This is a genomic window from Sporosarcina koreensis, assembly GCF_042655825.1.
Classification (GTDB): domain Bacteria; phylum Bacillota; class Bacilli; order Bacillales_A; family Planococcaceae; genus Sporosarcina; species Sporosarcina koreensis.
Window position 1 is genome coordinate 118,687 of the sequence record NZ_JBHSNP010000009.1, and the last position, 21,504, is coordinate 140,190.

Genomic DNA, 21,504 nt, shown 5'->3' on the forward strand with positions numbered 1-21,504 from the left:
TAACATTTTCCATAGATCAGAAGTAAAATAAAAAAATTAAAAGGTTGGTGTTTGCATGAGAAATCAATGGAATGTGAAAGATTTTCTTCTACACAACTTTTTAGGAATATATGCAATAGCTGTATTGATGTTATGGATGAAAACATATATCGCTCAATCCACACAATTTGAATTAGGGGTAGAAGGACCTCTTCAGCAATTCCTTTTACTGCTTAATCCGCTTGGTTCAGCTTTGCTATTTCTAGGAATTTCTTTTTTGTTTAAAGGAAAGAAAAAATATACAGTGCTCGTCGTCATCTACACGCTCATGTCGATTCTATTATATGCGAATGTCGTCTATTACCGGTTTTTCAGTGATTTCATTACACTGCCTACCCTTTTCCAAACGCAGAATTTCGGGGATTTGGGCGGAAGTGTTCTGTCCTTGCTAAAACCTTATGATATTTTGTTCTTTGTGGACGTATTTGTCATGATGTACCTTCGATTTTCACGTAAGGTACAAAAAGAGACAAATCGGATGGGATCTAAAAAAGCGGCAGCCATTATTGCTGGCGCATTAGTAATTTCCATTATCAATCTTGGACTCGCTGAAGCTAGTCGGCCGCAACTGTTGACTCGCGGTTTTGATCGAAACTATATTGTGAAATATCTAGGCATGTATAATTACACGATTTATGACTCGGTGGAAACGGCGGCAGCGTCATCGCAAAGAGCGTTGGCGGATAGCAGTGATCTTACAGATGTTGTCAACTATACACAATCTGCTTACGCCGAACCGAATCCAGCCTATTTTGGGGCAGCCAAAGGAATGAACGTCATCTATTTGCATTTAGAATCATTCCAAAACTTTCTGATTAACTACAAATTGAACGGGGAAGAAGTTACACCGTTTTTAAATTCATTAACGAAAGATAAGAATACAGCGTATTTCGATAACTTCTTCCACCAAACGGGCCAAGGCAAAACGTCCGATGCGGAATTCATGTTGGAGAACTCCCTATTTGGATTGCCGCAAGGATCTGCTTTTATAACGAAAGCACAAAATACGTACCAAGCCGCTCCAAGTATTTTAAAGGATTATGGGTATACATCCGCTGTCTTCCACGGTAATAACGGCAGCTTCTGGAATCGGAACACCATCTATAAAGCATTTGGATTCGACCATTTCTTCGATGCGGGTTATTATGATACGAGTGACCCAATCGACATGGCGGAATACGGATTGTTGGATAAACCGTTCTATGAGCAATCTGAAAGTCTGTTGAGTTCACTGCCACAGCCTTTCTATGCGAAATTCATTACGGTTGGGAACCACTATCCCTATGCGATGAATCAAGACTTGGTGACAATCGATAAAGCCAATACTGGGGACGTCAGTGTGGACGATTATTTCCAAACTGCGCGGTATACAGATGAAGCGATTGAAAAAGTCTTCACTCGATTAAAGGAAATGGGCTTATATGATAACTCGGTCATTGTTCTATATGGTGACCATTATGGTATTTCCGAGAATCATAAAAGAGCGATGGCACAAATCATGGGGAAAGAAATTACCCCTTATGAAAGTGCGAACTTGCAGCGCGTACCTTTATTCATACATGTTCCAGGAATGAAAGGCGGCGTCAACCACACGTATGGCGGCCAAACAGACCTTCTTCCGACGTTGTTGCATTTGCTTGGAATTGATACGAAAAACTTTGTTCAACTCGGTTCCGATTTATTCTCGAAAGAGCATAATGAAGTTGTCCCGTTTAGAAATGGCGATTTTGTCAGCCCAACGATCGATTCAATTAATGAAAAGTTTTATGATAATCAAACAGGCTTACCGCTCGACGAACGTCAAATGGAGCGTGCCAATACTTTGAAAAAAGAAGTGGATTATAGATTGGAACTTTCGGATAAAGTCGTGAATGGCGACTTATTGCGATTCTATACGCCAAACGGGTATACGCCTGTCGATCCATCTCAGTATAACTACACTAAAGATGCAGATGTACAATCAAACGAATGACATGTCGCAGCAGAAGAAGCATGTTCTCTCCGAATGGAGAGGGCATGCTTCTTTTTTGCATCGACTATCGATTAGACTACGATTCTCTATTCATCAGAGTCAAAGTCAGACTTTAACAAGGAAAACATATATAAATCATCAAATTTCCCGTCAAAATATTCATAGCTTCTTAGTACCCCTTCCTTTGAAAAACCAAGTCTTTCAACTAATTTTTGTGATGGAACATTAGATGGTTCAATTACTGCTTCGATCCTGTTAATGTTCAAATACTCGAATCCATATTTGATTACAGCTTTTAATGCTTCTTGAGCAATTCCTCGCCCCCAGAAATCTTTACTTAACACAAAACTAATATCAGTTCTGAAATGTTCAGAAACCATATTATGAAAAGCACAGCTGCCAATAACCTTATTATCTTCCTTGATTGTAATTCCCCATCTGACCCCTCTATTTTCATTGAACAATGATTCATACTTTGAAATTGCTTTTATCGCTTCATCGACTGTTTGAAATGGTTTCGTACCATAATGCTTCATTACTTCAATATCGGATAGGTACGTAAAAATATCATGGGCATCGTCTTTCTCAATCCGTCTTAATAGTAACCGATTCGTTTCTAATACTGGAAATATATCTGATTGATAGTTCATGCAACATTGTCTCCTTCTCTAATAATGTGTAAGGCCTTTATTGCTTTCGCTTATTTTAAAATATACAGATAGATTTTGAAATAGAAACAATGATTAGGAAACAAACTCACCATAAAAAAAACACTGATTTCTATAATAAGAAACCAGTATTTTATATCATCACTTATTTTCCAAGTCACATTCCTTCAAAGGTATCAACTTTGTTTTGTACTTCACTTTATAAATCAGCCAAACAATCAAGAAGAGGGGGAGACCGATATAGGAAACGAGTGCGCCGTTCCAATCGATTTCACCGCCCGTAAAGGCTTGGAAGTTTTGGCCGGCAATGATGAAGATACATAGGACAAGGGCCAGCAAAGGACCGAATGGGAACCATTTTGCGCGATAAGGAAGATCTGACACATTACCGCCCTGCGCAATATAGGCCCTTCTGAAGCGGTAGTGACTGATTGCAATCCCTAGCCAAGTAACAAATCCAGCCATCCCCGATGCGTTCAACAACCAGACGTAAACCGTACCGTCCCCGAAGAAAGTCGATAGGAAGGCAAGGGAGCCGACTAATGTCGTGGCGATCAACGCATTGACCGGTACGCCTCTCTTATCCAATTTCCCTAAGAACTTCGGTGCATTCCCACTACGTGCCAAATCCCAAAGCATCCTCGTTGAAGCGTACATCCCCGAATTACCTGCAGATAATACAGCAGTCAAGATGATGGCGTTCATAACGGAAGCAGCAAAAGCAAATCCAGCCCGTTCAAAAACGAGTGTGAATGGGCTGACAGAAACCGACTCACTCAATAATCGTGCATCGGTATACGGAATAATCATCCCGATGACGAAAATCGCAAAGACGTAGAAAAGAAGGATGCGCCAAAATACGGAGTTCACCGCTTTTGGTATCGTCTTTTCGGGGTTTTCACTTTCACCGGCAGCGACTCCAAGCAATTCCGTACCTTGGAATGAAAACCCAGCTGCCATGAAAATGCCTAGGATGGCAAAGAATCCACCGTTGAACGGTGCATCGCCAATCGTGAAGTTTGAAAAGCCGATCGCTTCGCCGCCCATGATGCCAAAAATCATCAGAAACCCGGTAATGATGAAGATAATGACCGTCACAACTTTAATAAGTGAAAACCAAAATTCCGCTTCGCCAAAACCTTTAACGGACATATAGTTGAAGCCGAACATGATCAGAAGGGCAAGCCCGCTCCATATGAACGAAGGGCTTTCAGGAAACCAGAATTTCATGATCAAGACAACCGCTGCCAGTTCCGCGGCGATTGTGATCGCCCAGTTATACCAATAGTTCCAGCCGATCGCAAACCCGAATGCCGGATCGACGAATCGGGTGGCATATTCTTTAAATGATCCCGCCACAGGCATATAAGCCGCCATCTCCGCAAGGCTCGTCATCAGGAAGTAAACCATGATCCCGACAGCTGCATACGCCACCAATGCCCCTCCCGGCCCTGCAGTATGGATTGCCCCTCCACTTGCCAAGAAAATCCCAGTTCCAATCGAACCTCCAAGGGAAATCATCATCAGATGGCGGGCTTTTAATGTTCTTTTTAATTGGGGTGTATTCGTTGATGTTAAATTATTCTCCAAGTTGTCCACTCCTTTTTGTCAGGGAAGGTACATAAAAAACAGCCATCGAAGAAAATCGACGGCTGTTGGATATGTGCGTTAATCCTTCCGAAGATAGTTCTCCACGTTGAAAACGTGACAATGATGTTCCTATTCGAAAACATCACCAGCATGGATATCCAATGATCTACCCACACTTCGGCAACTTATCCTTTCACACGGAGTCAACAATCTCAGAGAATCTCGTCCGTCCTACTCTTATAAGCAGCAGCCTCTATCCCATCGGTGAATGGGAGTATTAAATTAATGTTTAAATTATAGGCGGATATTATTCATATTGCAATGGTAAGTATTACACATTCCTCTTCTTCAGGAGTGCGGGAATGTGTTAGAATATTTATAATTCACCATGCGATGAAAGGAGTAAGAGCTCTATGAAATATATAATATCGGAAAACATCGGATTTCAAGTGCAAAATGTTGAGGAAGCAAAATTATTCTACGAAAATGTTTTTGGATTTAAACAGCCTGAAAAGAGCTTTGTCAATGAGGTAGGATTCCGAACGGACAACAATAACATTTTCTTATTCGAAGGCGATACCAACCTCGGACCCGTAATGGAAGTTTTCGTAGAGGAACTTGAAAAAGCGAAGCAGCATTTGGTTGAAAATGGATGCGCCTGAATCGCAAGCTACATGCGTAGTCGCTGAAGTATAAGAGCCTTGGAAGAGGTTCATATTAAATAATCATTTAATGTGTAGGTTAAAAATAAACGAGAACACAGCTAGTTTAAGATTAGCTGTGTTCTCGTTTTATTATTTCTTTTTGTAAAAGAAGCTCCCCTTAATTTTATGTGAATTATTTCTAAAGTGGGGGATTTGTTGATGTTATATTGTTTAAGCTAGTTAATTTACTTCTAATTTCTCTACAATTTTTCTTGCAAGAATCAATTTTTCTTCTGGAATACTTAAAGGGACAACACAGCCTGGACCGAAGATGATTTTATTATCGCCTACTTGGTCTAAAGCATCTTTAAAGTGGGCAGATAAATCTGCATCCGTACCATTTGCAAGTACACCATTCTCATCAATGCCACCAATTAGAATCTTATCTGTTAATGCTCTTGCATCTTTTAAAGAAATATTTGAAGTTCGATCATGCCAGTTAATTGCGTGGACTGGATAGTCTTTTAGTTCATTAAACATAGGACTTAATCCATGAATGTGCAAGATGTTAAACCATGTTTTATTGTTTATTTCATTCAAGATTATTAAGTCGTACCTTTTCCCGAAGCTTTCGTAGCGTTCCCAACTTGTTTTGTCAAAGTCTGCAAGTTGTGATGCGAAGAAGAAGCCATCTACTCCGATTTTTATTAGTTCTTTTGCGAAATTAGTTGTCGTGTTTGTAATAATGGCTAACACTCTATGCAAATCATCGCTATTTGCTTTTAAGTGTTCTAATAGTTCAACACCACAAAGCTTCCAAGCGATCGTTAATGGGCTAAAGATTGTTGCAATTACAGGAACTTTCCCTTGGTACTTAGCTACAATTTCTTTAGTATAATCAAGTTCTCTTTTTAAAGCTCCAATATCTAAAGGTAAAGTGTTTAGAGTGTTCCAATCCTTTACGGATTTAATGGGATAATCGACAACCTTGGCAACATTAAATGCATCTGTTGGCCATTCAATAGCGGTTCCCCAGTCCTCAACACCATATAAACCGTTATAACTGAGTTTAATGAAGTCAAGGTTTAGTTGCTCTTGAAACTCAATTGTTCGCTCGACAAATGCGCTATGTGATCGATCCTGTAAAGGAAAGTGCTTCCATAGACTAATGAGCGAGTTATCAATCTTTTCTCCTCTTAGAACTGCTTGCAATCTCTCTGTTGCTGTTAAAGAAGTAAAAGTAGTTGATTCAGACATAATAAAACTTCCTTCCCAATTTATATTTTTTTTTAGAAAATGAATTTAGGAATCACATGCCGACCTCCATTTATAATTAGACTAGCTGTGATTCTATTTCTTCGGCTTCTGAAAGAGTTATTTGGTCTAAAGATTGTTTCAAATCTGCAATAATATCATCTGAATCTTCTAGTCCAGCAGATAATCTAATTAGACCATCAGTAATACCATAAGCCATACGATCTTCGGCAGGTATTGAAGAGTGGGTCATCGATGCTGGATGCTGTACCAGAGTTTCTGGATCCCCAAGACTAAACGAAATTAGGCAAAGTTTAAGATTATCTATAAACTGTTGACCGTTTGTGAGATCACCTTTTAATTCAAACGAGACAATTCCCCCCATATCTTTCATTTGTGTTTGTGCTAATTCGTATTGCGGGTGGGATGGGAGACCTGGGTAAGATACCTTATTAACCGCTGGGTGTTGTTCTAGAAACTTTGCAATAGCCAATGCATTTTCACAATGTCTTTTAATCCGAACAGGCAATGTTTTTAGGCCTCTCATTATTAAAAAAGATTCCCAAGAGTTAAGGTTTTGACCTAAATCACCCATAATTTTTTTCCTCATCATACTTACTTCTGTTTTCTTTCCAATGATAAATCCTGCAATAACATCTCCATGTCCATTTAAATACTTTGTGCCACTATGTATGACAACATCGGCACCTATATCTAATGGTTTTTGAAGATAAGGCGTCATAAAAGTATTATCAATGATTAGTTTTAGATTGTTATTTTTAGCTATCTTGGATAGTCCTTTAATATCCAGTATTGTTAGTCCCGGATTTGAAGGAGTTTCTATATACAATACTTTTGTATTTTCTTTAATTGAATCTTGAACAAGCTCATGATTGGTGCAATCAACATAGTCATAGTCAATCCCGAAACGTGGTGCAAGGTTTTTAAGAAAACTAAATGTTCCACCGTAAACATCCTTAGTAACAAGCACGTGGTCTCCATTTTGAAGATAAGCAAGTAAAGAAATAGAAATAGCAGCCATTCCACTACTTACTCCTAATGCAGCTTCCCCATTTTCTAGCTTTGCAATTTGACGTTCAAGTTCAGTTGTAGTTGGATTCCCATACCTACCATAATAAGTTCCTTCTATTTCACCTAAAACAACCGCTGCAGCATTTTCCGCATTAGGGAATGAATATGCAACAGCAGGCGTGATAGATTGAGAGACTACACCTGTGTGACGTTGAGTTTGATCTAAATTGTGAATGATACTAGTATCCGTGCTCCATAACTTTTTCATAATTTCCTCCTGTCAATATAGTTGAATTTGGATGTAAATAATGTTGTTACTAAATAAAGTTATAATATTATTTACTGCTACCATCATTCACCAAATTTAATATTCTGTCAATACCTTATGTTGAAAATATTTGAAAGCTTTAGTATTAATAACGAATTTAAATACCGAAAAACAGCAATAAGGATTGAATTGACGCGGTTCGTGACAGTTGAAATTTTTATCCCAATTCCAAAGATTCTAAGATTTATAAAAATACATTGACATGAAGGCTGAATTGAACGATAATTGTCGTTATAAGAAAACTTATAATATTATTTATGTTGTTTGGGAAGGGAGTGGAAAGATGTTAGTGGATAGTAGACATCTTGTAGAGGATGTTAATGAGAAATTAATTTATTGGAGAAGGCATCTTCATGAAAATCCAGAACTTTCTTTTGAAGAAGTGGAAACTTCAAACTTTATCCATTCCGAATTAGAATCTTTTGGTGATTTGTTAATAACTCGTCCAACTAGGACAAGCGTAGTAGCAAGATTAATAGGATCAGAACCAGGTAAGGTTATTGCAATACGGGCCGACATGGATGCCCTTCCTATTAATGAAGATAACGACTTGGAATTTAAATCAAAAAAACCTGGAATTATGCATGCTTGTGGACATGATGCTCATACAGCTATGTTGCTTGGAACAGTTAAAGTATTAGTAGGCTTAAAGGACAGTATAAAAGGCGAAGTTCGTTTTATATTTCAACATGCTGAAGAGCTATTTCCGGGCGGTGCTCAACAACTAGTCGACGCAGGAGTTATGGATGGTGTAAATGAAATAATATGTGGGCATGTACGCTCTAATATGGTTACAGGAAAATTCGGAGTTTTATCTGGTCCTGTCTTGTCCTCTCCGGATAGTTTTTCTATAAAGGTAATTGGAAGTGGCGGTCACGCTGCAAAACCTCATCAAAATATAGACAGTGTAATCATTGCAGCTCAAGTTATTACTAATTTGCAGCAAATTGTTTCAAGGTATATTGATCCCATTGATGATGTTGTTTTATCCGTTACACAAGTTCATGGGGGAACTGCAGATAATGTAACACCAGAATTTGTAGAAATAGGTGGAACGGTTCGAAGTTTTGATAAGGAGATAAGAAAAAAAATCCCTGTTGAGATGGAAAGAATCATTAAAGGAATAACGGAAGCTCATCGTGGCACATATGAGTTTGAATATAAGAATGGATATAGACCGGTGATTAACGATGTTGAGGTTACAGAAGTCGTAAAAAACACAGTGATAGACCTGTATGGTGTAGGGGCATTGGATGATATACGTAGAGGAATGGGCGGAGAAGATTTTTCAGCTTATTTACAGAAAGCGCCGGGTTGTTTTTTCTATATTGGAGCAGGAGAAGCAGACATGGAAAGAAACTATCCACATCATCATCCGAAATTTCAAATCAATGAAGAAGCAATGTCGTATGGTGTAAGCGTTTACTCAAATGTAATTCAAAAATTACTTGCCAAATCAGGTGTTGGCCATGAAGTCAAGTATGAGTAGAATAGAAAAGTTTATTGAATATATGGAAGTAAATGAGATTGATATTGCTTTCATAACATTACCAAATAGCATTTATTATTTTACTGGATTTAACTCAAATCCTCATGAACGATTTTTTAGTTTACTAATTTCATTGGATAAAAATCCAGTACTTATTCTACCGGAACTTGATTTAGACGGGGCGACTAGTAAGTCTAGTATTCAAAATTTTCTTTCATACAAAGATGATGAAGATCCTATGGAAATTGTAAAAGGTTTTGTAAAGCGCAAGAAGAAGTGTGGTCTTGAGAAGTCGCATCTCACCATGTCTAGATTTGAAGGAATTTCTAGTGCTATTAATGCTATGACATATGTCGATATAGATGAAGCGATTCAAAAAATGAAAGTAATTAAATCTCAAGATGAAGTGGAAAAAATAAAAAAAGCAATTCATATTTCAGATGCAGCATTATTGGAAGCATTAAAAAAGGTTAAACCTGGAGTTTCAGAATATGAAATTGCAGCGGAAATTCAATACCAAAGATTAAAACTTGGAGCTGATGGTGGCGGATTAATGGTTGTATCTGGTGAAAAGTCTGCATTACCGCACGGTCGTACAGGTGATAGAAAACTGAAAGAAGGTGATTTCCTATTAATTGACGGTGGGGTTCTGAAAGATGGGTATGTTTCTGATATTACACGAACGTTTGGAGTGGGTGAAGTTACTAATCAACAAAAAGAGATGTATGAAACAGTTTTGGCTGCGAACTTGGCAGCGATAGGAGCAGTGGAGCCAGGGGTATCTTTTAGTACTTTAGATATGATCGCACGAGACATTATTACAAGGGATGGATATGGTGAGTACTTTACACATCGTTTAGGTCACGGTATGGGAATGAATAATCATGAATATCCTTCGATTCACGGCTTGAATACTGATGCCGCTCAAGTTGGTATGGTGTTTACAATCGAACCTGGTATTTATGTGCCCGATGTTGGTGGGGTTAGAATCGAAGATGATGTCTTAGTAAAAGTCGATGGTGTTGAAGTACTGTCTCAATTCAGCAAAGAGCTAATGATATTGTGATTTGCCGGAGATATGACTTTGTTTCTTGCAATATGAATAGAGGAGTAAGAGTAATTCACGGACAATACTTAGGGGGAATATAATAATGAAAAAGTTCAACAAACTGACGGTACTATTATCACTAGTTCTAGTTTTAATCCTATCTGCTTGTACACAAGGTACTTCAGGAGAAGCTAGTGATGAAATAGGAAAAGAAAGCACTAGAACAGATTTAAACATCGGAATTGAATCTAGCCCAACTACGCTAATTCCAAATACAGATCCAAACTTTGTTAAAGATTTGCATCTAAAAAGCATTTTCGAGCCGCTTATTGGAAGAAATCCAGACGGTACAATGACACCACTTTTAGCGACAGAATGGGAAAACACTGATGACTTAACATGGAAGTTTAAGTTAAGGGAAGGTGTTAAGTTTCATAATGGAGAAATTCTAACACCAGAGGCCGTGAAGTATTCAGTAGATTATATTATGGATGAAAAAAATAAATCCGGTTATAGAGGTCATTTTGCACCAATTAAAGAAGTACGCATTATTGATGAATTGAACTTTGAGATTATTACAAGTGAACCAATGCCGACTTTGCTTGTGAAATTGGCTGACAACATGCTGATAATGGAACCTAAGCATATGGAAGAAGTAGGAGACGGAGCAGCAGAAGATCCAATTGGAACAGGGCCATATAAATTTGTTGAAATGGTTCGTGATCAGAGTTTTAAAATGGAAGCTTTCGATGATTATTGGGGCGGAGAGCTTGCTATAAAAGAAGTTAACTTTAGAGTCATTCCGGAATTCAGTTCAAGGCTTTCGGCATTCTTAGCTGGTGAAATAGATTTGCTTAACAACCTACCAGTGGACTCTATTGCTAAAGTAAAAGAAAGTAATCTAGGAACAATAGAATCAGTGAGTTCTGCTAGAGTTATTTACCTTGGGTTAAATGACAAAGAGGGGAGCCCATTTACTGATAAAAGGGTTCGACAAGCAGCGAACTATGCAATTAATACAGACGAATTATTAGAGTTCGTACTTAATGGACAAGGTACGAAAATGACAGGTCCTCTTTCTAAAGTTAACGATGGATATACCGAGACAAAAGAATATAAATATGATCCTGAAAAAGCGAAAGAGTTATTGAAAGAAGCTGGATATGCACCTGGTGAACTGAAAATCACATTAGAAACTACTAATGGTAGGTATCCAATGGATGCACAAGTCGCTCAGGCCATCTCTACACAATTAAACGAGGTAGGTTTTAATTCTACTGTCCAAGTAAATGACTATTCAACTCATGTTAGTAGAATTGCGGAAAATGAAGTTGGGGAAATGTATGTAAGTAGTATGGGAACACAGTTTGATGCTATTGGTTCATTTAATAATCTATTTATTCCTGGTAGTACATTCTTGCTTCATACTCCATCTAAAGAAATTCAACAAAGTATTATAGATGGATCTTCGATTATGGATGTTGAGAAACGTAAAGCTCATTTTGATAAATTGCAAAATTGGGCCGCTGATGAAGCAGTAATGGTTCCACTTTGGCAACAAGGGGATGTCTATGCTATAAACCAAAACCTGGAATTTCATCCGCGGGTTGACCAGAGATATATCTTAACAGATGTGAAATGGAAAAAGTAAAAGCATTAGTTGTATTTGGATATTTACTCTAATTTCCTTGCGCTACTGGATAGTCAATGGTGAGCTACTATTAAGTTTAAATACTTATAGTGGCTTTCCATCCAATCCATATAAATTATGAATTTGAATGTCACATCACATTTGAGCGGATTGAGCTACCATTAATTCAGTCCAACACTAAGCTCAAAGAAAAGGAGTTTCCTATGTTAGGTTATATATTAAAACGTGGAGTGCAAACGTTAGTAGTTCTGTTCCTAACAATTACTTTGGTCTTTTTTCTTATACGTTTATCCGGAGATCCAACATATTTATATATGCCAGATGATGCAGATGAAGAAATGGTTGAACAGTTCCGGGAACAATTAGGTTTCAATAGACCTCTAATTGTACAGTATGGTAGTTTTTTGAATGATGTCGTTCAAGGTAATTTTGGGGAATCTTTAATGTATCGAAAAGATGCATTGGGCATGGTTCTTGCAAAAGTGCCAGCAACATTTCAATTAGCCTTTGCAGCCCTGTTTGTAGCTATAGCAGTGGCTATCCCGTTAGGTGTAATTTCTGCTTACAAACAAAATACTATCTACGACAGAATTGGGACTGGGATTACAGTATTTGGACAAGCTATTCCCGGATTCTGGTTAGGTCTGTTATTAATACTTGTATTTTCCGTAGTATTTAAAGTCCTGCCTTCTGGCGGGGGAGGATCTGGACTCCATTTGATTTTGCCTGCAGTTACACTTGCGGCACACAGTGCCGCTAGATTTGCCCGTTTTACTCGATCTACCATGCTAGATGTGTTGAGAAAAGATTATATAAGAACAGTAAAATCAACAGGAGCATCAACATTTTCGATTTTATACAAATATGCTTTGAAGAATACATTAATTCCTATTATTACGATTGCAGCTCTAGATTTAGGTGTGTTATTAGGTGGAGCTGTAATTATTGAGTCTGTGTTTTCATGGCCAGGTTTAGGTCAATTGCTTATAAAAGCATTAATGGGAAGGGACTTTCCAGTGGTCATAGCAGGAGTATTCTTCATTGCATTAAGCATATCTATAATTAACTTTTTTGCTGATATATTATACGGTCTTGTAAATCCACAAGTTCGAGTGAAGTAAGGAGTGAACAAAAATGGTCGAAAAAGCAACAAATGTAGGGTTGGAAAAAATCGATAAACCAGTAGCAGTTAAAGCGAAGAAAAAATCTAGGTTAAGTTACTTATGGAAAGAATTAATAAAAAGTCCGACGGGTTTTCTTGGGTTTTCAATTCTGGTTATTGTGATTTTTTTAGGGGTTTTTGGTGATTTTATAACACCCCATGACCCAATGGCTTCCGTTTTATCTCAAAAGCTTTTACCGCCATTGTCGGAAGGACATCTTCTTGGAACTGATCAATTAGGTCGTGACCTGCTATCTAGAATAATATCTGGAACAAAAGTATCTTTAATTATTGGTGCTGTTACTGTTGTATGTGCAGGTTTAATTGGTACCATTATTGGTATTTTGTCAGGCTATTTCCGAGGATGGATAGACGCAGTTATAATGCGAATTGTAGACGTTTCACTTAGCGTGCCATTTATATTATTGGTGCTCGTAATTAGTACAGTACTTGGCGCAGGTATGAAAAACATTATTATTTCGTTAGTTATTGCTGGATGGGTCGCTTACGCGCGGATTGTGAGAAGTGAAGTACTTGCTTTAAGAGAAAAAGAATTTGTTATTGCAAGTATAGCTACAGGTGTTCCCAGGTGGGAAATTATATTTAAACATATCATCCCAAACTTATATACTCCAATTATTGTTTTGTCCTCGCTTCAAGCCGCTAACTATATTATTGCGGAAGCTGGAGTTAGTTTTTTAGGATTTGGAATACAGCCGCCATATCCGGCCTGGGGAAATATGTTAAGTGAAGGAAGGGATTTTATCTTCAGTTCATGGTGGTTAATAACATTCCCGGGTATTGCAATTTTGTTGACAGCACTTGGAATTAACTTATTAGGTGATTGGCTACGAGATGTCTTAGATCCAGAATACAACAAGTAAGGAGGGGTTATGTTTTGAAAGAAAATAACGTTGTGTTAAATGTAAGAAATTTAAAAACTCATTTCCATACAAGCCATGGAATAGTTAAAGCAGTTGATGGAATTGATTTTAAAGTTGAAAGAGGTAAGACGATTGGACTCGTCGGAGAATCAGGTTGTGGAAAAAGTGTAACCTCTCTTTCTATTATGGGACTCTTACCTAAGTCACTTGCACGTATAGCAGATGGTGAAATTAATTTTGATGGTGTAGATATAACGAAAATGAACGAGAAGTCTTTAAGAAAAATACGTGGAAATGATATATCTATGATTTTTCAGGAGCCAATGACTTCCTTAAATCCTGTGTTTACAATAGGACAACAGTTATCTGAACCACTTAAGCAACATACAAAATTGAAAAAGGCTGAAATGAAAAAAAGAATTATTGAAATGTTGACTTTGGTGGGAATACCTAGACCAGAAAGTATCTATGATGAATACCCACATCAGCTGTCTGGTGGAATGAGACAAAGGGTCATGATCAGTCTTGCCATGCTTTGTAACCCGAAACTACTAATTGCGGATGAACCAACAACCGCACTGGATGTAACTATACAAGCTCAAATTTTAGAGTTAATTAAAGAAATTAGAGATAAACAAAATATGTCAATTATTTTAATTACACATGACTTGGGTGTAGTGGCAGAAATGTGCGATGAAGTTGTTATTATGTATGCTGGCTTAATAGTAGAACAAGCAGATATAAGAACTATATTTGACAACCCGAAACACCCCTATACACAAGGATTATTAAATTCCCGCCCTGGAACAAGTACAAGTGAAAGAAAACAAAATCTAGCATCTATCCCTGGAAGTGTACCTAGACCAGATGAGTTACCAAAAGGTTGTACATTTGCGCCACGTTGTCCATTTGCAATGGAAAAATGTCTAACTGCAAAGCCTCCTTTATATAATTTTGATAATCAGCAATCTCGTTGTTGGCTGCATGAAGAAGAGTTTAAGGGAAAGGAGAGGGAATTATCCTATGGCTGAAAGTATATTAACGGTTAGGAACTTAAAACAACATTATAAAATTGACCAAGGTTGGTTAAAAGTAGACTCCGTTGTTAAGGCAGTGGATGGTATCAATTTTGAAGTTTTTAGAGGAGAAACATTTAGCATTGTTGGTGAAAGTGGATGCGGTAAATCTACAACAGGAAGAACAATACTCAGACTTAATGAGCCAACAGATGGAGAAGTGATTTTTGAAGGACAAGATATCTCTAGGCTATCTTATGAACAAATGAGGAAGCTTCGTAGAAAAATGCAAATGATTTTCCAAGACCCATTTGCCTCATTAAATCCTAAAAAGACAGTTCGACAAATCTTACTTGAACCTTTACGTGTCCATAAACTATATACACCTAAAGAAAGACTGAAGAAGGTTATTAAGATTTTGGAAATTGTTGGTTTGTCGGAATACCATATCGATCGCTACCCTCATGAATTTTCAGGTGGTCAAAGACAAAGGATTGGGATAGCAAAAGCAGCAGTATTGAATCCTGAACTAATTATTGCAGATGAACCAGTTTCAGCATTAGACGTATCGATCCAATCACAGGTTATTAATCTACTTTTGAATCTACAAAAAGAATTAGGTCTTACCTACATTTTTATATCCCATGATCTCGGCGTAGTTCGTCATATCTCTGACCGCGTTGCTGTTATGTATCTCGGGAAGATTGTTGAAATTTCAAAAACCGAGGACTTATATAATAATCCTTTACATCCATATACACAGGCACTTTTATCTGCAGTTCCAATTGACCATCCAAATGAAGTCAAAGAGAGGATTATTCTTACTGGGGATGTACCTAATGCTGTAAATCCACCATCTGGGTGTTCATTCCATCCAAGGTGCCCATTTGCAATGGATATTTGCTCAAAAGTACAACCTAATCCTTCTGTTCATGATGGTGGTCATACTGTTTCATGTCATCTTTATGAATAAAAAGGAATTGTAATTTTCCGCGACATAATATTATAACATTTCATAAAAATAATATTGTTATGTTATACTTAATATACTTTGTGGGAATTGCCAAAAATAAGGGGGATGCATTATGAGTTCATTGCAACCAAGAAGGATGTCAAAGGACTATGCTTATTATGAATTGAAAAACAAGATTTTGAATGGCATGATTCAACCTGATTCAGATTTAGTGGAAGGTAAGCTTGCAGAGGAGTTAGATATAAGTAAAACTCCTCTACGTGAAGCGTTGCAAAAATTGGAAGTTGAAGAACTGGTGTTAAGACAACCTAATGGAAGACTGAAGACTGCTTCTATTACGGTAAAAGAAGCAGAAGAATTATTTCTAGTTAGAAGTTACTTGGAAGGAATTATAGCAAACAAGGCAACAAAGAATGCCACCGCTGAGGATATTGAAATACTATCCTCTTATTGTCATAGGATTAGGCAGGCAACAAGATATAAAGATGGAGAAGAGATTTTATATTACGGGAAAAAGTTCCATAATCAATTATATGAAATGAGTGATAATCTAACGGTTGTGAAAATCCTAAACCAGTTAAATGATCATACGACAAGATATCGTCGACTAATTACGATGAATACGGGTGATTTACTAATTGGGAACAATGGACTGAATGGTGAAGTGGAAGATCATACCATTATTTTACAACATATTATTAATAAAGAACGACTGGAAGCAGAAAATGCGATGAGAATTCACATTATTAGTAGTATGAGTACTGCTATTGAAGCGATTAAAAGGTATGAAAAAGAAATAACAACTGCGGATAAATAATAGGCTATGGGAAAGGAAAATAAGTGTCTAAATCAAATTCACTAGCTAAAATACAGGGTTTTTTTATTTTCATTATCGCTATTGCAATCTTATTACATCAATTATTTAATAGGAATAATTCAATTCCCGATATTATCCTTTATGGTTGTATTGTAATGGTACTATTTCTTTTTCCTACAATTAAACGATCCACCTTCCTTATATCATTAATAATGCTAGTAGCAGGTCATATTCTACTTTTTTATTATGATATGAACATGGATATTTGGAAGTCTGCTCTTTCAATAAATTTGGGCTTAGTTAGTTTATTCGCTTTTGTACCGATGTTAATTATCCCCATTAGTGTCGGAGGGTATCTATATAGTATTGAAATGGAATTGAAGCGACTACATTCAAAACCAAATTCAGTTTATATTCTTTTGTCTTTCTTAACATTTCTACTTGGTTCAGTTGTGAATCTGGCAGTTATCCGTGTTCTGTATCCTTTATTTAAGCAATCAAGACTTTCAGTAAAACGTTTGGGCAAAGCAATGTATATTGGCTTCATATCTACTAATATATGGTCGCCTTATTTTGCATCTGTGGCTATCATACTTCATTTTTTGGATTTACCATATACAAAGCTTGGCCCTTTTTTACTTACTTTAGCAATTACGCATTTTGTTTTTGGAAATATAGTTATTCTCTTCATAGCAAAGAAGAATAATATTGAAGAGTTGTTTTCTGTGGAATTAGTTGACGATGTAATTGGACTAAAAGGTAACAACGGTAATAGGAAAAAAATGATCCAATTGATTGTAATAATGAGTATAATATTTGCTTTGCTTTTTATTATTGAAAAAATAACAGGTCAGAAAATGACAGTTCTTGTTTCTGTTATAGGGATTGTAGGATCGGTTGTTTGGCTGTACTCATTAGGTGAGAAGAAAGTAATAGAGAATCATATGTTAAAATACATTATTTACTCCCTTCCGAAAATATCAAACGAGTTAAGCTTGTTTATATGTGCAGGTTTCTTTGGAATAGTAGTAATGAATACACCATTTAATTTAATTATAAATAATTTTGTTAACGAAGTTGCTTACAAAGGATCACTTATATTATTAATTGGTATCATTATACTTTTACCGGTAAGTTTAGCATTCATAGGGGTGCATCAAATAGTAACTGTTACACTATTAGCTACATCGATATCGCCAGAAACAATTGGTTTATCAAGTATTGCATATGGTGTTTTATTAGCGGCCGCTTGGTGTCATGCTTCAGGCGCATCACCCTTCTCACCTCTTAATATGACGCTTGGAAGTGTCTTAAATAAAAATTCCTTCAAAGTTGGAATAGGAAGTAATTATCTGTTTTTAATAGGCTCAATTTTAATTACGATAAGTTTTGTTAATATGATTAAATAATTCACTTCACTTCACTTCACTTCGAATATATACGGATGAGTATGGAAGTCAATTTATACTGTGAAAACAATAAAACCTGCTCTAATCATAAAAGCAAGATGATTGGAGCCGTTTTTTTCCTTTAACCCGGGGTAGAAGTATTGCATCAATAGACAATATTACGTTATTAAAATGCCATGATATCCCTATAAATAAGTTTACTATGTATAGATTCCCCCGAGGCACTGGCCAAACTTGAAACGCAATCCCTCTCCACTCCATATCTTTTCTAACAACGATCGATTATCATGGACAGTCTTTCCTGAATGATTTTTTAAATAATCTATTGAGAATTCAATAAATTTTATGATATATTAAAGCTAACAATATAACACGGTGCTGTTTTTATCCCCGGTTAAAGAAGCATTGAATCTCATTCCTATTAGGGCCTATTTTTAGGAGGGGTGAGAATCAATGCTTTTTCTTTATTAAAACAATTTTTTATTGATTCTGAATAAATTATAAGTCTGAGGAGGATATGAATGATACGTTTTGAAAGTGATTATGCAGAAGGTGCTCATAAACAAATTCTTGAACGACTACTGGAAACCAATGAAGAACAGACGCCGGGATATGGTATGGATGAATATTGTGAACGGGCCAGGGGTTATATTAGAAAAGCGTGTGATGCAGAGAATGCAGATGTACACTTCTTAGTTGGAGGCACACAGGCAAATACTACGATCATCTCTTCCATATTGCGCCCGCATCAAGGAGCGGTTTCTGCAATTACGGGTCATATCGCAGGACATGAAACGGGAGCAATTGAAGCCACTGGGCATAAAGTGCTTACGTTGCCGAGTGATGACGGGAAAATAAATGCAAAACAAGTAAAAGAATTGTACGACGCCCATTGGAATGATGCCACCCATGAACATATGGTTCAGCCAGGTTTGGTTTACATTTCCCATCCTTCTGAGAATGGAACGACTTACAGTAAATCCGAATTGGAGGAATTAAGCAAGGTTTGCCGTGAATGTGGTTTGCCATTATTTATGGATGGGGCGAGATTAGGATATGGTCTTGCTTCAAAGGACAACGATTTATCCTTAGCAGATATCGCCTCACTTTGTGATGTTTTCTATATTGGGGGAACGAAACTAGGAGCATTATTTGGTGAAGCAGTAGTCATCTTAAATGATAATATAAAAAAAGATTTCCGGTATATGATCAAGCAAAAGGGAGGGTTACTAGCTAAAGGAAGATTATTGGGCATCCAGTTTGAAACCTTGTTTGAAGATGGCTTGTATTATGAGATTTCCAAGCATGCTGTGGACTTGGCGATGATGATTCGAGAAGCGTTTGTTGAAAAAGGCTTTTCATTAAGATATGATTCCAAAACAAATCAACAGTTTCCCATTTTACCGAATAATGTGTTGAATAAATTGAGCAGGAATTATTCTTTTTCCTATTGGGAAAAAGTCGATGACACTCACAATGTTGTTCGATTTTGTACAAGTTGGGCTACAAAAAAGGAAAACGTTGAATTGCTAATTGAAGATATTATGAAATTAGAATCGTGATACGATGGGACAGGCATCTGCGAATTGGATGCCTGTCTTTTTTAATTTATTGACTGCTTGGTTGTCTGCCGAGTAATTAATAGGATCATGCGTCAATATAATAATGCGATGGCCTGCAAGATACTAAGAAGAGACGAGGTTTATCTTATGAGAAGGCTCTTTAAAATTGCCTTGATTGCCGTTCTAACGCTTGTGGTTTTAGGTGGTGCTTCATTGTTATTGTTCGGTCGAGACAGCCACGGAAATTTATCCGGAAGTATTTCCGAACAAATAGATCAGTACCTATTAAATCAAGAATTTCAGGGAACAGTATTGATTTCAAAGGACGGAGAAGTCTTATTTGAAAAAGGATATGGGAAGGCTGCCCCTAACTTGCAAAATAGCACGGATACTTTATATCAGATCGCTTCGTTATCAAAGTCGTTTACAGCTGTTGCAATTATGCAACTTGCGGAGAAGCAATTGCTTACTGTAGATGACTCCCTTGCGAAGTATTTTCCCGACTTTCCAAATGCCGATACGATCACAATCGGACATCTGCTTAGTCATAGCTCAGGAATTCCGGATTACCTAAAACCGGACTATCAATTTGATTACAGTAAAGAATGGGAACCTACTGAAATTATCGAGGTTGTTCGCAATGAACCGTTGGAATTTACCCCAGGAGAGAGTTTCAGCTATAGTAATTCTGGTTACGTTCTCCTCGGACTCATTATTGAACAAGTAAGCGGACAGGCATATTCAGACTATATAGAAGAACATATATTCAAACCAAGTGGTATGCATAATTCCATGTTCGAAACGAAAGAAGGATTACCGATAGCAGAGGGGCATGTGGAAGGGAAATCGGGTCCGCGCATGGATGACTCCGCAGCATATGCTGCTGGGGATATTATTTCCACCGCCGAAGACTTGGCGCTCTTTGATGAGGCATTACGCCAAAACTTGTTAGTATCCGAGGAAACTTCAAAACTGATGGGAACAACTCATGCTTCAAAGTTTCCATATAAATATGGGTACGGGTGGTATACACAAGATGTTTTGGGGCATAAAGCAGTAGGCCATTCTGGTGGATACCCAAGCGGCTTCCGACACTATGTTGCACGTCTCCAGGATGAGGAACTTACGGTTATTGTGCTAAGTAATGAAATGACCGTGAACTCAAAGAGTATTAACCGCAACCTTACTTCTATTGTTTTACAAAAACCTATATGGATTTGGGAAGAGTTTTTTTGAGTGAAATTAATATAGACCAACCGTCTCCAATCATTAAAGCAAAATGATTGAAGACGGCTTTTTTAGAATCGGGTGTAGAAACGAGTAGTTGCTAAATCTTTTCTTCGAATAGAGCTGTTATTGAATGATAGGAGAATTAATCGTATATCACATTTTTCCCTTGTTCACTTAACTTTTTTAAAGATGTAATCATATGATTAATTTCATCATCAGAATGTCTTTCCCACGAACCTAATTCAGCTATTATTTTCAAGGGAGATTTGGACCTATAGGAACGTGTAGGGTTTCCGGGAAATCTCTTGTCAGTTAAGTTCGGATCATTTTCAAAATCACCTAATGGTTCTACGATATAAATCCTCTCTTTTGAATTGGATTTTGCTAATTCAGCACCCCATTTAGCAGCGTCTAATGTTGCAGTAAAATAGATATGGTTAGATTTTTTATCCTGATAATTGGAGGCATGCAAAGGTTCAAGCAAATCTCCTATTTCCAGTTTTGCTTTTGTACCATGAAAGAACGGACCAGGATCTAAAATATTTTTGTTGTCATCCATGTAAATGCACCCCTTATACTTTTTGACTTGTGTATTACAGTATAAGGTATGGGATGGGTGGAAAAGTAGTCTATAAATAATTAGTGGATGATGTTATAATATAAGTAGAGAGTAAGATATGATTTGTTTTAAACTATTAGCATAAGAATGAGAAGAGTAGCAATACTATGTTGCTCC

At 37.1% G+C, this 21,504-nt stretch carries 18 protein-coding genes and 1 riboswitch; of the genes, 13 read left to right on the forward strand and 5 right to left on the reverse strand.

Translation table 11 applies throughout. The features are described 5' to 3' along the window. The first annotated feature begins 55 nt into the window (after positions 1 to 55). Entirely contained in the window at positions 56 to 2,011 is a 1,956-nt protein-coding gene (gene ltaS / locus ACFPTP_RS04480; protein ID WP_381442565.1) for a lipoteichoic acid synthase, read from the forward strand. An 86-nt stretch (positions 2,012 to 2,097) separates the two neighbouring features. Here ltaS and ACFPTP_RS04485 read toward each other — a convergent pair whose 3' ends face one another. Together ACFPTP_RS04485 and ACFPTP_RS04490 are read right to left on the reverse strand one after the other, a co-directional pair. Continuing rightward, positions 2,098 to 2,661: a GNAT family N-acetyltransferase gene (locus tag ACFPTP_RS04485; protein ID WP_381442566.1), complete on the reverse strand. Its 564-nt coding sequence runs from the start codon at positions 2,659 to 2,661 to the stop codon at positions 2,098 to 2,100. A 159-nt stretch (positions 2,662 to 2,820) separates the two neighbouring features. After that, positions 2,821 to 4,278 (reverse strand): amino acid permease, encoded by a 1,458-nt coding sequence (locus tag ACFPTP_RS04490; protein ID WP_381442568.1) that lies wholly within the window; start codon positions 4,276 to 4,278, stop codon positions 2,821 to 2,823. A 77-nt stretch (positions 4,279 to 4,355) separates the two neighbouring features. Next, positions 4,356 to 4,533, reverse strand: a riboswitch (Lysine riboswitch). Between the two features lie 149 nt (positions 4,534 to 4,682). On the opposite strand from ACFPTP_RS04490, the gene ACFPTP_RS04495 reads away from it, so the two are divergent. After that, positions 4,683 to 4,931 carry a VOC family protein gene (locus ACFPTP_RS04495; RefSeq protein ID WP_381442569.1) on the forward strand — a complete coding sequence of 83 codons (249 nt, stop codon included), beginning with the start codon at positions 4,683 to 4,685 and terminating at the stop codon, positions 4,929 to 4,931. Positions 4,932 to 5,153: 222 nt separating this feature from the next. On the opposite strand, the gene ACFPTP_RS04500 is transcribed toward ACFPTP_RS04495, so the two are convergent. Next, positions 5,154 to 6,170: a uroporphyrinogen decarboxylase family protein gene (locus ACFPTP_RS04500; protein WP_381442570.1), complete on the reverse strand. Its 1,017-nt coding sequence runs from the start codon at positions 6,168 to 6,170 to the stop codon at positions 5,154 to 5,156. Between the two features lie 76 nt (positions 6,171 to 6,246). Next, the gene (locus ACFPTP_RS04505; RefSeq protein WP_381442571.1) at positions 6,247 to 7,467 is read right to left on the reverse strand and encodes a trans-sulfuration enzyme family protein; all 1,221 of its coding nucleotides are present in this window, start codon (positions 7,465 to 7,467) and stop codon (positions 6,247 to 6,249) included. A gap of 343 nt (positions 7,468 to 7,810) precedes the next feature. Here ACFPTP_RS04505 and ACFPTP_RS04510 point away from each other — a divergent pair, with 343 nt between their 5' ends. The 11 genes from ACFPTP_RS04510 to ACFPTP_RS04560 all read left to right on the forward strand — a co-directional run bounded on the left by ACFPTP_RS04510 (position 7,811) and on the right by ACFPTP_RS04560 (position 20,774). Beyond that, complete coding sequence (locus tag ACFPTP_RS04510) at positions 7,811 to 9,016, forward strand: amidohydrolase (RefSeq protein ID WP_381442727.1); 1,206 nt, start codon at positions 7,811 to 7,813, stop codon at positions 9,014 to 9,016. Next, positions 9,009 to 10,082 carry a M24 family metallopeptidase gene (locus ACFPTP_RS04515; protein ID WP_381442572.1) on the forward strand — a complete coding sequence of 358 codons (1,074 nt, stop codon included), beginning with the start codon at positions 9,009 to 9,011 and terminating at the stop codon, positions 10,080 to 10,082. The genes ACFPTP_RS04510 and ACFPTP_RS04515 overlap by 8 nt, the downstream gene beginning before the upstream one ends. Positions 10,083 to 10,167: 85 nt before the next feature. Further along, positions 10,168 to 11,715, forward strand: a complete 1,548-nt coding sequence (locus ACFPTP_RS04520) for an ABC transporter substrate-binding protein (protein WP_381442573.1) — start codon at positions 10,168 to 10,170, stop codon at positions 11,713 to 11,715. 203 nt (positions 11,716 to 11,918) lie between these two features. Beyond that, a complete protein-coding gene (locus tag ACFPTP_RS04525; RefSeq protein WP_381442574.1) occupies positions 11,919 to 12,836 on the forward strand; it encodes an ABC transporter permease in 918 nt (305 codons plus the stop codon). Between the two features lie 13 nt (positions 12,837 to 12,849). After that, positions 12,850 to 13,761 carry an ABC transporter permease gene (locus ACFPTP_RS04530; protein ID WP_381442575.1) on the forward strand — a complete coding sequence of 304 codons (912 nt, stop codon included), beginning with the start codon at positions 12,850 to 12,852 and terminating at the stop codon, positions 13,759 to 13,761. 14 nt (positions 13,762 to 13,775) lie between these two features. Further along, complete coding sequence (locus tag ACFPTP_RS04535) at positions 13,776 to 14,792, forward strand: ABC transporter ATP-binding protein (RefSeq protein WP_381442576.1); 1,017 nt, start codon at positions 13,776 to 13,778, stop codon at positions 14,790 to 14,792. Beyond that, positions 14,785 to 15,750: an ABC transporter ATP-binding protein gene (locus ACFPTP_RS04540; RefSeq protein ID WP_381442577.1), complete on the forward strand. Its 966-nt coding sequence runs from the start codon at positions 14,785 to 14,787 to the stop codon at positions 15,748 to 15,750. The genes ACFPTP_RS04535 and ACFPTP_RS04540 overlap by 8 nt, the downstream gene beginning before the upstream one ends. A 112-nt stretch (positions 15,751 to 15,862) precedes the next feature. Continuing rightward, positions 15,863 to 16,567 (forward strand): GntR family transcriptional regulator, encoded by a 705-nt coding sequence (locus ACFPTP_RS04545; protein WP_381442578.1) that lies wholly within the window; start codon positions 15,863 to 15,865, stop codon positions 16,565 to 16,567. Between the two features lie 23 nt (positions 16,568 to 16,590). Further along, positions 16,591 to 17,976: a hypothetical protein gene (locus tag ACFPTP_RS04550; protein WP_381442579.1), complete on the forward strand. Its 1,386-nt coding sequence runs from the start codon at positions 16,591 to 16,593 to the stop codon at positions 17,974 to 17,976. Between the two features lie 521 nt (positions 17,977 to 18,497). Then, the gene (locus ACFPTP_RS04555) at positions 18,498 to 19,538 is read left to right on the forward strand and encodes a threonine aldolase family protein (RefSeq protein ID WP_381442580.1); all 1,041 of its coding nucleotides are present in this window, start codon (positions 18,498 to 18,500) and stop codon (positions 19,536 to 19,538) included. A 147-nt stretch (positions 19,539 to 19,685) separates the two neighbouring features. Then, entirely contained in the window at positions 19,686 to 20,774 is a 1,089-nt protein-coding gene (locus ACFPTP_RS04560) for a serine hydrolase domain-containing protein (protein ID WP_381442582.1), read from the forward strand. Positions 20,775 to 20,910: 136 nt separating this feature from the next. On the opposite strand, the gene arr is transcribed toward ACFPTP_RS04560, so the two are convergent. Then, a complete protein-coding gene (gene arr / locus ACFPTP_RS04565; RefSeq protein ID WP_381442583.1) occupies positions 20,911 to 21,327 on the reverse strand; it encodes an NAD(+)--rifampin ADP-ribosyltransferase in 417 nt (138 codons plus the stop codon). Between the last annotated feature and the right edge of the window lie 177 nt (positions 21,328 to 21,504).

Coding starts and splice junctions, on each gene's coding strand:
- arr (WP_381442583.1), bottom strand. CDS start 21,327: ATGGATGACAACAAAAATATTTTAGATCCTGGTCCGTTCTTTCATGGT.
- ACFPTP_RS04515 (WP_381442572.1), top strand. CDS start 9,009: ATGAGTAGAATAGAAAAGTTTATTGAATATATGGAAGTAAATGAGATT.
- ACFPTP_RS04540 (WP_381442577.1), top strand. CDS start 14,785: ATGGCTGAAAGTATATTAACGGTTAGGAACTTAAAACAACATTATAAA.
- ACFPTP_RS04485 (WP_381442566.1), bottom strand. CDS start 2,661: ATGAACTATCAATCAGATATATTTCCAGTATTAGAAACGAATCGGTTA.
- ACFPTP_RS04505 (WP_381442571.1), bottom strand. CDS start 7,467: ATGAAAAAGTTATGGAGCACGGATACTAGTATCATTCACAATTTAGAT.
- ACFPTP_RS04520 (WP_381442573.1), top strand. CDS start 10,168: ATGAAAAAGTTCAACAAACTGACGGTACTATTATCACTAGTTCTAGTT.
- ACFPTP_RS04555 (WP_381442580.1), top strand. CDS start 18,498: ATGATACGTTTTGAAAGTGATTATGCAGAAGGTGCTCATAAACAAATT.
- ltaS (WP_381442565.1), top strand. CDS start 56: ATGAGAAATCAATGGAATGTGAAAGATTTTCTTCTACACAACTTTTTA.
- ACFPTP_RS04560 (WP_381442582.1), top strand. CDS start 19,686: ATGAGAAGGCTCTTTAAAATTGCCTTGATTGCCGTTCTAACGCTTGTG.
- ACFPTP_RS04545 (WP_381442578.1), top strand. CDS start 15,863: ATGAGTTCATTGCAACCAAGAAGGATGTCAAAGGACTATGCTTATTAT.
- ACFPTP_RS04500 (WP_381442570.1), bottom strand. CDS start 6,170: ATGTCTGAATCAACTACTTTTACTTCTTTAACAGCAACAGAGAGATTG.
- ACFPTP_RS04510 (WP_381442727.1), top strand. CDS start 7,811: ATGTTAGTGGATAGTAGACATCTTGTAGAGGATGTTAATGAGAAATTA.
- ACFPTP_RS04530 (WP_381442575.1), top strand. CDS start 12,850: ATGGTCGAAAAAGCAACAAATGTAGGGTTGGAAAAAATCGATAAACCA.
- ACFPTP_RS04525 (WP_381442574.1), top strand. CDS start 11,919: ATGTTAGGTTATATATTAAAACGTGGAGTGCAAACGTTAGTAGTTCTG.
- ACFPTP_RS04495 (WP_381442569.1), top strand. CDS start 4,683: ATGAAATATATAATATCGGAAAACATCGGATTTCAAGTGCAAAATGTT.